This window comes from Streptomyces sp. SM10, from assembly GCF_002910915.1.
GTDB lineage: Bacteria > Actinomycetota > Actinomycetes > Streptomycetales > Streptomycetaceae > Streptomyces.
Window position 1 is genome coordinate 1 of sequence record NZ_NEUF01000056.1, and the last position, 11,652, is coordinate 11,652.

7 protein-coding genes and 1 pseudogene are annotated in these 11,652 nt (G+C 70.8%); 3 read left to right on the forward strand and 5 right to left on the reverse strand.

The window, feature by feature from the left end; all coding sequences use genetic code 11:
• The 4 genes and pseudogenes from B9S57_RS07360 to B9S57_RS07380 form a co-directional block, all read right to left on the reverse strand.
• Nucleotides 1–1,315, reverse strand: a 1,315-nt coding sequence (locus tag B9S57_RS07360) for a sensor histidine kinase KdpD (RefSeq protein ID WP_103514721.1), incomplete at its 3' end; no start/stop codon positions are given.
• A gap of 496 nt (nt 1,316–1,811) precedes the next feature.
• Nucleotides 1,812–3,608: an ABC transporter ATP-binding protein gene (locus tag B9S57_RS07365; RefSeq protein ID WP_103514722.1), complete on the reverse strand. Its 1,797-nt coding sequence runs from the start codon at nt 3,606–3,608 to the stop codon at nt 1,812–1,814.
• A 560-nt stretch (nt 3,609–4,168) separates the two neighbouring features.
• Nucleotides 4,169–4,612 carry an SRPBCC family protein gene (locus B9S57_RS07375; protein WP_103514723.1) on the reverse strand — a complete coding sequence of 148 codons (444 nt, stop codon included), beginning with the start codon at nt 4,610–4,612 and terminating at the stop codon, nt 4,169–4,171.
• A 116-nt stretch (nt 4,613–4,728) separates the two neighbouring features.
• A pseudogene (locus tag B9S57_RS07380) lies at nt 4,729–4,923 on the reverse strand (cupin domain-containing protein); the annotation flags it as partial.
• Between the two features lie 131 nt (nt 4,924–5,054).
• Here B9S57_RS07380 and B9S57_RS07385 point away from each other — a divergent pair.
• Together B9S57_RS07385 and B9S57_RS07390 are read left to right on the forward strand one after the other, a co-directional pair.
• Nucleotides 5,055–5,792, forward strand: coding sequence for an SDR family oxidoreductase (locus B9S57_RS07385; RefSeq protein ID WP_103514724.1), 738 nt, complete (start codon nt 5,055–5,057; stop codon nt 5,790–5,792).
• 281 nt (nt 5,793–6,073) lie between these two features.
• Complete coding sequence (locus tag B9S57_RS07390) at nt 6,074–9,352, forward strand: BTAD domain-containing putative transcriptional regulator (RefSeq protein WP_103514725.1); 3,279 nt, start codon at nt 6,074–6,076, stop codon at nt 9,350–9,352.
• Nucleotides 9,353–9,378: 26 nt separating this feature from the next.
• Here B9S57_RS07390 and B9S57_RS07395 read toward each other — a convergent pair whose 3' ends face one another.
• A complete protein-coding gene (locus tag B9S57_RS07395; RefSeq protein ID WP_103514726.1) occupies nt 9,379–10,236 on the reverse strand; it encodes an ABC transporter permease in 858 nt (285 codons plus the stop codon).
• A 242-nt stretch (nt 10,237–10,478) separates the two neighbouring features.
• On the opposite strand from B9S57_RS07395, the gene B9S57_RS07400 reads away from it, so the two are divergent.
• A partial coding sequence (locus B9S57_RS07400; protein ID WP_103514727.1) for an IS110 family transposase occupies nt 10,479–11,652 on the forward strand: 1,174 nt, incomplete at its 3' end.

Genomic DNA, 11,652 nt, shown 5'->3' on the forward strand with positions numbered 1-11,652 from the left:
GGGGCGGCGTGTCCTGGCCGGGGGGCCGGTGAACGGGGCCGGGGGGAGGGACGGGCGCCCCGGGGGCAGCCGTGGCATCGATGTCGATGCCCAGGAGGACCTCGGGCAGCACGAGGACCGCCTGCGTGCCTCCGTAGATGTTGCTCTGCAGCCGGACGGCGATGCCGTGCCTGCGGGCCAGGGAAGCGACCACGAACAGTCCGATCCGCCCGTCCTGCAGGAGATGGGCGACGTTGACCTGGTCGGGGTCGGCGAGCAGGGTGTTCATCCGCTTCTGTTCGGGGCCGGGCATACCGAGCCCCCGGTCCTCCACCTCCAGGGCGAGTCCGGCCGTGACGCGCTGGGCGCGCAGCAGGACCTGGGTGTGCGGGGCGGAGAACACCGTCGCGTTCTCGACGAGTTCGGCGAGGAGGTGGATGACGTCGGCGACCGCGTGCCCGCGGAGGGTGCCGTCGATCGGCGGGACCAGCTTGACCCGCGGGTACTGCTCGACCTCGGCGACCGCCGAGCGGAGCACTTCGGTCATCGTGACGGGGTTGCTCCACTGCCGCCGCGAGACGGCACCGCCGAGCACGGCGAGGTTCTCCGCGTGCCGGCGGATGCGCGTGGCGAGGTGGTCGACGTGGAAGAGGCCCTTGAGCAGGTCGGGGTCCTCGACCTCGTGCTCCAGCTCGTCGAGAATCTGGATCTCACGGTGCACGAGGGACTGCAGACGTCGCGCGAGGTTGACGAAGACCTCGACCTTCTGCTCGTTCCCGTTGCTCCGGAAGAGCTGTGAGGCCTGGACGACCGCGGCCACCGCGTCGTCCTGGGCACGGCTCATCTCCTGGGCGAGGAGATCGAAGGCGTCCGCACCGGGGGCGGCGGCCGGGGTGGCCCGCCGGGCCGGCAGGGTTTCGCCGTCGCGGAGCTGTTCCACGAGGCGCTGGAGCTCGGCCTGGTGCTGGGCACCGGTACGCCGGAGCGCCAGACAGCGGTCGAGGACCCCGGCGGCCACACGGTTGGCGCCGAGGAGAGCGGCCGCGACGGCTGCCACGGCCAGCGCCCCCGATCCGCCGAGTGCGGCCAGGAGGCTGCCGGACGGACGGACCCCGGAGGACCGGATGGTGAAGATGACGGCTGCGGCCCCGCTGAGCACGGCGGCCACGGTCGGCAGGAGGGCGGTGCGCAGCAGTTGCGGTCGCAGACGGGTGTCGGGGGCGGGCTGCGCGGCGCGCGGCCGGTTCGCGGCCGAGTGCGAACGGCCACCCGGACGGCCGTGCCGCCCGCCTTCGCGGCGTTCCGGTCGCGCGGTGGGTGCGCGAAGTTGAGACATCATCGTCCTCGGTACGTGGGGCACCAGGAATCGGCATTCGTGTGGTGACACCTACGGTGGTCGGTCAGGCCCGGGTCAACGGTCGGGGCAGGCTCGACCGATATGAGCCCACCGTTGATCACCGGCAACACACGGTAGTCGTCAATCGCCCGTGCCCGGCGTGCAGTTGTCGAAGTTGCCCGCCAGGCGTCCCGCTCTGGTATGACGCCTCGCACGGGCAGCCGAATCCGCTCGCCGCCAACTCCGTACAGAGATACGGATACCGGCCGGGCGTACGCACGGCGCGCACGCCTGCGGGGGACGGCCTCGGGAGAGCGCCGGGGCGTTCCGGTCGAGGCCTGCCGGGTGTCAGGACGCAGGCGGCTTGGAGCGACCTTCGCGGACAGGCTGCTCTCCTGATGCCCCGCCCCTCCACCGGGTCACCTACCCGACGGACCGCCTCCCCCGGCCGTCGGGCCGACGGCCGACCGGCCCGGTCCCGAACGGGGTTCGCGCCTCAGCCCGGGTGGACGGGCTGCAGGCCGGCGTACACGCCACCCGCTCTCAGCAGCTCCTCGTGTGTTCCCACCTCGGCGATCCGGCCGCCCTCCATGGCCACGATCCGGTCGGCCCCCTGGATCGTGGAGAGCCTGTGGGCGACGACGAAGACGGTCCGGCCGTGCACGAGCCGGGTGAGGGCCTCCTGTACGAGCCCTTCGGAACGGTTGTCGAGCGCGGAGGTGGCCTCGTCGAGCACCAGCACCCGGGGGTCACGGATCAAGGCCCGCGCGATGGCGAGACGCTGCTTCTGGCCGCCCGACAACCGTGCACCCCGCTCGCCGACGACCGTGTCCAGGCCCCGCGGGAGCCCGTCCACGAATTCCAGCGCGTTGGCATCGCGAAGGGCACGGATCAGCGTGTCCTCGTCCGTGTCCGCCATGCCGTACGTGACGTTCTCGCGGATGCTGCCCTCGAAGAGGATCGATTCCTGGGGCACCACGGACAGGAAGCGCCGGTACGTGCGGAGGTCGAGCCCTGCCATGTCGGTGCCGTCGAGGAGGATGCGGCCGGAGGTGGGCCTGATGAAGCCGATCAGCAGGTTGAGCACCGTGGACTTGCCGGCACCCGACGCCCCGACGAGTGCGATGGTCTCCCCCGGCCGCGCGGAGAGGGTGAAGCCGTCGACCGCCGGCTCCCCGCCCTCGTAGGCGAATCCGGCGTCCTCGAAGTCGATGCGGCCGACCACACTGTCGACCCGGGCCTTTCCGGCGTTGTTCTCCAGGTCCGGCGCCTGGAGCACCTCGCCTGCCGAACGCACCGACTCCAGGCCCTTGGTGAGGACGGGAGCCAGGCCCAGCAGGGTCGTCACGGAACCGGTCAGGACGGTGAAGAAGGCACTGAGCATCACCACGTCCCCGGCGGATATCGGCATCCAGCCGTGGTACGCGACGAGCGCCGAGCCCGTGAGACACAGGACACCGAGTGTGTTGAGGATGACCCAGGCGAGCGACCCGAACCGGCCGTTGATCATGTCCAGGCGCAGCCCGGCCGCGAACACCTGCCGCAGCGATCCGTCGACCCGGCCGAGCGCCGTCCGCTCCAGCCCGTGGGCGCGGGTGATGGGGATGAGCGTGGTCATCTCGCCGACGCGGGAGGAAAGTTGCTCGACCTCGCGCCGGAAGGACTCGTTGTGCCCGCGAAGCCGGCTCCGCAGCTTCATCACGAGGAAGCCGGACGCGGGAACGACGACGAGGAAGACGGGCAGGAACTCCGGCACCCGTACGCCGATGACGACGAGCCCGCCGACCAGGGTGACGACGGCACCGAGCCCCATGTCGGAGCTCTGCTGCACCATCTGTTCCACGGCTTCGACGTCGCGGACCACCTTGGCCTGCAGCACGCTCGAACTGACCCGCGCGTGGTAGCCGATGGAGAGTTGCTGCATGCGGCGGCAGAGGGCCGAGCGCAGGGTCGTGCCCATGCGGCGGATGCTGCCGCCGAGGAGCCGCACGTACCACTGGTGGAGCGGATAGTTGATCACGAGGATGAACAGGAGGGCTCCGGCGGACTTCCAGATCCCCGACTCGGGGCCGTGCTGGACGACCACGTCCAGGACGGTCGCGGTGATCAGCGGCAACAGCCAGATGGGGCTGTGCTTCACGACGAAGATGGCCACCGCGAGGGCCAGCCGCCCACGGTCGGGACGGAAGAGATGGCCGAGAGTGCGGACCGGGCTCTCGCCGCGGTAGCGGTGATCGAGGTGGTCGAAGGGCGCCGGAGGTTCGGCACCGAGCGGTGAAAGCGCTTTCTCCATGAGGTCATCCCACCTGCTCCCGCCACTGCCGACAACCCCCCTTCCACGAGGAGAGACGGTTGCCGACGGGCACGGACCGGTCCGTGCCCGTCCCCCTCGCCGGCAGGACCCCAGGACGGAAGGGGACTTCTCGGGATCACGCTGCGTAATCCCGGCCGGACAGGGTAGCGGGCCGAGATGTTCAGGCATAGGCGTGTACGAGAGCTGACCGTGCTGCTCAGCGGCTGGGTGCCGCTGACGGCCGTGGAGCGATGGGCGGAGCGGTCGCCCTGGCCGAGCGCGGTGCTGGGCGGGCTCCTGTGGTCCTGCGTGGTGGCCGGCGTCTGGTGGTTCGCCGAGTGGACACAGTCACCGCTGCGTACCGCTCGCCGGTCGAGAGCGGCGCGGGAGGCCGAGGCCGCACAGCGGCGAGGAGGCGGGACGGCTCACGAGCCGCAGAACGGGAACCCGCGCGGAGAACACCCGGAAACCGGCGATCCGGTCACCCGGCGATCCTGTTCGCCCACGCCGTCACGGCACTGAGCCCGTGCCCGCTCCACGCCCTGCTGGAAAGGCCCTGGTCAGAGCGCCTGCGGGCCTTCGCCGGCCACCGTGGACTCGGCCAGCTTCTGGAACTCTCCCAGGTCGTAGTTGGCGAGCGCCGAGTCGAGATTGGTGAGCGCGCCGAGGCGCTCGACGAATCCGCTGGGGTCGTACTCGATCTGCAGGGTGACCCGGCTGGAGGTGTCGTCGAGCCGGTGGAAGGTGACCACGCCGGCGTGGTGCACGCCCTCGATCGTCTTCCAGGCGATCCGGTCCTCCGGGACGACCTCGGTGAGCTCCGCGACGAAGCCCTTGTCGGCGCCCGGCAGAGACAGTTGCCAGGAGAAGCGGCGCTCGTCCATCGGATCGACCCGCCGCACGTGGCTCAGGAACTTCGGCCACTGCGTCACATCGCTCCACAGCGCCCAGGTGACACTGACCGGTGCCTTGATATCGACGGTTTCGACGAGGGAGGCGGACATGGTGAACAACCCCTTCTTTCACTCGGTTGCGCCTTGTGCTGCCGACTACCCGGTAGTCGGCAGCACACGCATGCCGTGTCCCCGTCCGGCTCGGGCGCAACGGACGCGGCACATGTTCACGACGCCTTCAGCGCGGCGCTCCAGACGGCACTTTCCACGTAGTGGTTGTCGAAGCGCCCGGCGGACTCGGCGATCTCCCCCGGGTCCGCCTCCCCCCGCATGACCCTGCCGAGCAGCCGCAGGCAGGCGAAGCGGTCCATGTGACGGTCGAACACGAAGAGCACGTCCGCGGTGGAACCGGGGGCGGCCGCGTGGGACGGTTCCCGCCGTGCTCCGCCGCACCGCCCGGGTGGGACGGAGCGCGTGCGACACGGAGACGCCCGTGTTTCAGTGGACCGGTGATCTGCGACAGGGATGCGGGTCCCCGGCGGAAGGGTCAGTCATGAAGTTCGCGGTGATCGGTGGTACCGGGCTCATCGGCTCGAAGGTCGTGGAGAAGCTGAACGCGGGCGGACACGAGGCGGTGCCCCACTCGAAGTCGACGGGCGTCGACGTCATCACCGGCGAGGGCCTGGAGAACGCCGCAGCGGGCGCGGACGTCATCGTCAACCTGACGAACTCCCCGACGTTCGACGAGGCCTCACCGGCCTTCTTCCGGCAGTCGATGGAGAACCTGCTGAGGGCGGGCCAGAAGGCAGGGGTGGGCCACTTCGTCGTGCTGTCGATCGTCGGTGTGGACCAGGTGCCCGAACTGGACTACTACCGCGCCAAGGTCCTCCAGGAGGATATTCTCACCGCTGGGCCGATCCCGTACTCCATCGTCCGTGCCACCCAGTTCATGGAGTTCGTCGACGCGGTCATGAGCTGGACCGCCGACGCCGCAACCGTCAGACTGCCCGCCACCCCCATCCAGCCCATCGCCGCCCAGGACGTGGCGGACGCGGTCGCCGCGGTCGCGGCGGGCGAACCCCTCCGGGGGATCCACAACATCGCGGGGCCCGAGGTCTTCTCGCTCGACGAACTCGGCCGCATCACGCTCGCGGCCCGCTCCGACGGCCGTACCGTCACCACGGACGACACCGCCGGCATGTTCGCCGCCGTTCGTGGCGACGTCCTCACGGGCAAGGCCGACGCCTCGCTCGCTCCCACCCGCTACGCGGACTGGCTGGCATCGCGCTGAAGAGAGCACCTCCGTACGGTCCCCCTCGCTCCCACCTGCCGTCTCGTCCTCCGCCGGCCGGCTGTGACAGTGCGGCGGACTGCCGCCACCGGTGGGTGAGACGCAGGTCACGTGCCACCTCCTGTCACACTTTCCGGGTTCTCCCGGTCAGTGGTGTGTATCCGCTACACGGCTAGGAGACTCTCGCTGCAGCCGTCGGCCGGCGGGCCAAGCCGGTGCCAGGAAGGCTTCGCTCCGGCCCTTGCCGTACCCCCGACGGACGTATCCGCGAGAATGGACGTGTGCGCTTCCAGATTCTCGGCCCCGCCCGTGCCTTCCGCGAGGACGGAACCCCCGTCGCTGTCGGCGGGGCCCGGCTGCGCGCGCTGCTCACCGCCCTCGCCCTGCGGCCGGGGCACAGCATCCCGGTGGCGGTCCTCGTCGACGCGGTCTGGGTGCACCTGCCCCCCGCCGACGCGGCCGGTGCCCTTCACGCGCTGGTGGGCAGGTTGCGGAGGGCCCTCGGTCCTGGAACGGTGGCCTCGGCCGACGGCGGGTACGCGCTGCGCGCGGCCCCGGCCGACATCGACGCCCACCGTTTCGAACAGCTGGCCCGCGACGGCACCCGCACCCTGGCTGCCGACGACCCAGCCGCCGCCCTCGCCCTCTTCGACGAGGCCCTCGCGCTGTGGCCGGGCGGGCCCGCTCTCGCAGATCTGCCCGAGCACAGCGCCGAAGCCGGCCGGCTCGGCACCCGGCTGCTCGCCGCCCGTCGAGGGCGGCTCGGTGCGCTGCTGGCACTCGGGCGGGCCGAGGAGGCGTCGCCCGAGCTCATGGCTCTGTGCGAAGAACACCCGCTGGACGAACCCCTGCAGGCACTGCGGCTGCGGGCGCTGCGGGCCACCGGCCGTACGGCTGAGGCACTCGACGCGTACGAGGCGCTGCGCCGCGACCTGGCCGAACGACTGGGCACCGACCCGGGCGAGGAACTGCGCTCTCTGCACGCCGAGTTGCTGACCCCGAGCGGGCAGGAGACGGCCGTCGAGGAACCTCCGAGGCCCGGGGGCGGGCTCCGGGCGCGCCTGACCAGCTTCGTCGGGCGGCAGGACGACATCGCGTCCATCGGGACCGCCCTCGTGCACGCACGGCTGGTCACCCTGCTCGGGCCAGGAGGTGCCGGCAAGACACGTCTCTCCATGGAGGCAGCCGAGGCGGCCGACGTCGGCCGACGCTGGCCGGACGGTGTGTGGCTTGTCGAACTCGCCCCCGTCGACGACCCGTCGACGCTGCCCGAGGTGGTACTCACCGCTCTCGGCGCCCGTCAGACCGTGCTGCCCGGTGCGAAGACCGAGGAACTGCGTGCCGTCGACCGTGGGAGCGGGGACGCACCGCTGGTCCGGCTGACCGAGCACTGCGGCGGACGAAGGATGCTGCTGCTGCTCGACAACTGCGAACACGTCGTGGCGGCGGCGGCCCTGCTCACGGAGGAGGTTCTGGCCCGGTGCCCGGGGGTGACCGTCCTGGCCACCAGCCGTGAACCCCTCGGGGTGCCGGGTGAGGTCCTGCGCCGCGTGGAGCCCCTGCCCGGCCCGATGGCCCTGCGGCTCCTCGCGGAACGCGGTACCGCCGCACGGCCCGATTTCCGGCCCGAGGACGACCCGGAGGCCGCCGCCGAGATCTGCCGACGGCTGGACGGACTGCCCCTCGCCATCGAACTGGCCGCCGCCCGGCTGCGGATACTCACCCCCCGGCAGATCGCGGACCGGCTCGACGACCGCTTCCTGCTCCTGGCCGGCGGGGCCAGGACCGTGCTGCCCCGGCAGCAGACACTGCGGGCAGTCGTCGACTGGTCCTGGGACCTGCTCGGTGTCGAAGAACGCGCCGCACTGTGCGCACTGTCCGTGTTCGCCGGCGACTGCGACCTGCCGGCGGTCGAGGCGGTCTGCGGACCGGACGCCATCGGTCTGCTCGGCTCACTCGTGGACAAGTCGCTGGTCGTGGCGACAGCGCCGACCGCTGCCGGGACGGGCATGCGCTACCGGCTGCTGGAGACGATCGGCCAATACGCCGCCGAGCGGCTGGACGAGTCGGGGAGGCGGGCAGAGGTGGAACGCCGTCACCTCGTCCACTTCCGGGAACTGGCCCGCCGCACCGACCCGTTGCTGCGCGGACACGGACAGACGGTGGCGATCGCGGTCTTCCAGATCGAGTACGAGAACCTGCGGGCCGCACTGCGCCGGGCGGTGGCCGCCGAGGACGAGCACGAGGCGCTCTCCCTGGTCCACGCCCTCTCCTGGTACTGGCAGATCCGCGACCTGCGGGCCGACGCCAGGCACTGGTCCGGAGCCGTCGCCTCGCTCGGCCCCGACCCGTTCGCCGCCCCGACGGTGCCCGCCTCGCCGCTGTTCGAACGCTGCACCGATGCCCCACCGCCCATGGCTCCGGATGTGCTCGTCGAAGCGCGGCGCGGCGTCCGGCTCATCCATCTCGCCTCCATGAGCCACGAGCTCGACGAGGAGACCATGCCCGAAGCGGTGGAGTACTGCGGACGGATCATCGAGGTCTACCGCCTGAGTGTGCCGCAGACCTGCCGCACTCCCGGAGTGTTGTGGATCCATGCGGTCATGCTGACCGGCGAGCCGGGCCGTCTGCTGCGGCTCGTGGACCAGACCGTCGAATCCTGCCGCTCACTGGGTGACGACTGGGATCTGGCTTCCGCCCTCCAACTGCGGGCGAACATGCTGGCCAACCGGGGCGACAGGGCCGGTGAAGCGGCCCTGGACGCGGACGAGAGCCTGGCGCTGTTCACCCGGCTCGGTGATTCCTGGGGCGCGGCTGAGGCTCTGTCCGTGCGGGGCGAGTCCTACGAGCGCATCGGTTCCCACGCCCGAGCCGCGGAGGACTTCCGCGCCGCGATCCGGCACGCGCAGCAACTGGGCGCGCTCTCCCAAGCCGCCGTGCTGAAGACCCGTCTGGCCGGTGTCATGACGGAGCCGGGACAGGGCGCGGAGGCCGAGGCACTGCTGCGTGAGGTACTTGCCGAGGCCGATCGGCACAGTCACATGGTCGAGCCCGCCGCGCGGATGACACTGGCCGTCCGGCTGAACAGCACCGGCCGCACCGCGGAGGCGCGTGTCGAACTGGAGCGGCTGCTCGGCACGTTCAGGTACTCCGGTCTCGCGATGTTCGAAGGACTCGTGCATGGACTGCTGGCCTGGACGGCCAATCTGGACGGGCGTTACGCCGACGCCCTCGGCCGGGCGCGCGAGGCGCTGGCCCGGGCCCGGGACCCGCTGGGCGCGCTGGTCGCGCCCCAGATGCCGGCTGTACACCTGATGACCATGGCCCGCGCGCTGGCCGGACTGGGGGGCGCGGACCGGGTCGCGAACGCGGCCCGGCTGCTGGGAGCGGCCGACGCCCTGCTGCCGCCCGGCTACTCTCCCGCCGCGCAGGAGCGCGCCTCCTACGAGAACGCCGAGTCAGCGGTCCGGGCCGGTCTGACGGACGCCGCCTACAAGGTGCTGTACGCCGAGGGAGGCTGCCTCACCGTGGATGAGGCAGCCTCCCTGACGGCCGTCTGAACCGTCCCGTCGGTGCGCGGCGGGGTTCAGGTCTTGCGGCGGAACTTGGAGACGGCGAGCGGCGCGGTGATCAGGGTGATCGCCGCCGCCCAGGCCAGGGTCACGACTGCGGAGTGGGCGACCGGCCCACCACTGATCAGGCCGCGAGCCGCGTCCGCGAGATTGGACAGCGGGTTGTAGTCCGTGAACGCCTGCAGCCAGCCCGGCATCGAGGACGGCGGGGCGAAGATGGAGGACCCGAACTGCAGGGGCATCAGCACCAGCAGTCCCATGCCCTGCACGGTCTGATTGTTCTTCATCGTCAGTCCCAGAAGGATGAAGATCCACATCAGCGAGGAGCCGAAAACCGCCGACAGTCCGACGGACGCGAGCAGTCCGGGCACCGAGGTCTTGATCTCCAGCCCGAGTGCGAAGCCAACGCCCAACAGGACGACGATGGCGATCAGCATCCGGCCCAGCTCCACCACGATCTTCGCGATCAGCACCGAGGACCGGGCGATCGGCATCGTCCGGAACCGGTCCATGACCCCCTTCTGGAAGTCGTCGTTGACGCCGCTGCCGACAGCCATGGCGATGTTCATGCCCAGCATCGCCATGAGTCCCGGTACGACGTAGTTGACGTACGCGTCGCTGTCGCCTCCCAGCGCCTTGCCCACCGAGCCGCCGAAGACGAACACGAACAGGAGGGTGAAGATGACCGGCATCAGCACGACGTCGAACATCGACTGGGGGTCCTGCTTGATCTGCATGACGTTGCGCCGGGTGAGGGCGCCGATGTGCCGGAGGTTGTTCCGCAGGCCGATCCTGGTCCGGCCCGCGGAGTCCCGCTTCGGACGGGAGGGCGGAGTGGTGGACGAAGAACGGGAAAGCGTCGCTGTGCTCATTAGAGGACCATCCCTTCTGCAGCCCTCTTCGGTAGGGTTGTGACCTCTCGGTCCCGGTGGGTGCATGGCCAGTAGTGCGAGCCGTTCGACGGCCAGCATGAGTTCCGCCAGCCCCGCCGGGCCGAGGCCGTCTGATCGGCTTCAGGGACACGCCCCGCAGAGGGCCGATTAATGAGCTCCCGGCAGACGACCTCACCACCACCGGGCAGGTGCTCCGTCGACGTCACAGGAGTACTTCTTTCGTGTTCATCGGATGGGACTGGGCGACCGAGACCCATGACGTCACCGTCATGGACGACGCCGGAAAACGCGTGGACCGGTGGGAGTTCGCCCACACCGAAGAGGGATTCGCCAGGACCCTGGCCCGGCTGGGGAAGCACGGAGCCCCGGCGGATCTGCCCGTGATGATCGAGACCAGCCGCGGCCTGGCCGTGGACCGGCTGCTGGTTGCCGGCCACCCGGTGGTGCCCGTGCATCCCAACGCCTTCCACGCCATGCGCCCGCGCTGGGGCGCCAGCAAGGCCAAGACCGACGCGGGCGACAGCATGAAACTCGCCGACTACCTGCGCACCGACGGCCACTTGCTGCCCCGGCTGGAGCCCACCGAGCAGGCCACCCTCGATCTGCAGGCCCTCACCCGGACCCGCGCCGACCACGTCGAGGCCCGCATCGCGGCGGTCAACCAGCTTGCCGCGCTGCTGGACATGCACTGGCCCGGAGGCAAGGCCGTGTTCGCCAACCTCGACAGCGACATCGCCATGGCCTTCCTGGAGCGCTACCCCACCCCGGCCTCCGCCGCGAGGCTTACCGCCGGACGCCTCGAAGCCTGGTGCAAGCGCCACGGCTACTCCGGCAGGAAGCCCGGAGGTGTCCTGATCGAACGCCTGCGGACGGCCCCGAAGGCGGCCTCCCGCCTCAGCGAGGCAGTCGTCGAGCAGCTGGTCCAGGTCCAGGTCCAGCTGGTGAAGGGCATCCGCACGACCATCCGCACGCTGGACAAGACCATCGCCGAGGCGGTCGAAACCCACACCTACGCGCCGCTGTTCGCGACGATGCCGCGCATCGGCAGGGTCAGCCTCGGCCAGATCATCGGTGAGATCGGCCCGCTCCTGGAACGCGCCCGCACCAGCGAGCAGCTCATCGCCGAGGCCGGGGTCGTCCCCGTGACCCGAGCGTCGGGCAAGTCCCGCACCGTCGCCTTCCGCTTCGCGACCAACCGCAGAGCCCGCGTCGCCCTGACCGCCTTCGCCGACAACAGCCGGCACGGCAGCGACTGGGCCGCGAAAATCTACAACGACGCCCGAGCCCGCCAGAAACGACACCCCCACGCCATCCGCATCCTGGCCCGCGCCTGGCTTCGCGTGATGTGGGCCTGCTGGCGCGACGGCACCTGCTACGACCCCGCCATCCACCAGG

Bases quoted from the DNA above. Each gene is read 5' to 3' on its own strand.
- B9S57_RS07385 (WP_103514724.1), top strand. From the start codon at position 5,055: ATGAAGTTCGCGGTGATCGGTGGTACCGGGCTCATCGGCTCGAAGGTC.
- B9S57_RS07365 (WP_103514722.1), bottom strand. From the start codon at position 3,608: ATGGAGAAAGCGCTTTCACCGCTCGGTGCCGAACCTCCGGCGCCCTTC.
- B9S57_RS07375 (WP_103514723.1), bottom strand. From the start codon at position 4,612: ATGTCCGCCTCCCTCGTCGAAACCGTCGATATCAAGGCACCGGTCAGT.
- B9S57_RS07395 (WP_103514726.1), bottom strand. From the start codon at position 10,236: ATGAGCACAGCGACGCTTTCCCGTTCTTCGTCCACCACTCCGCCCTCC.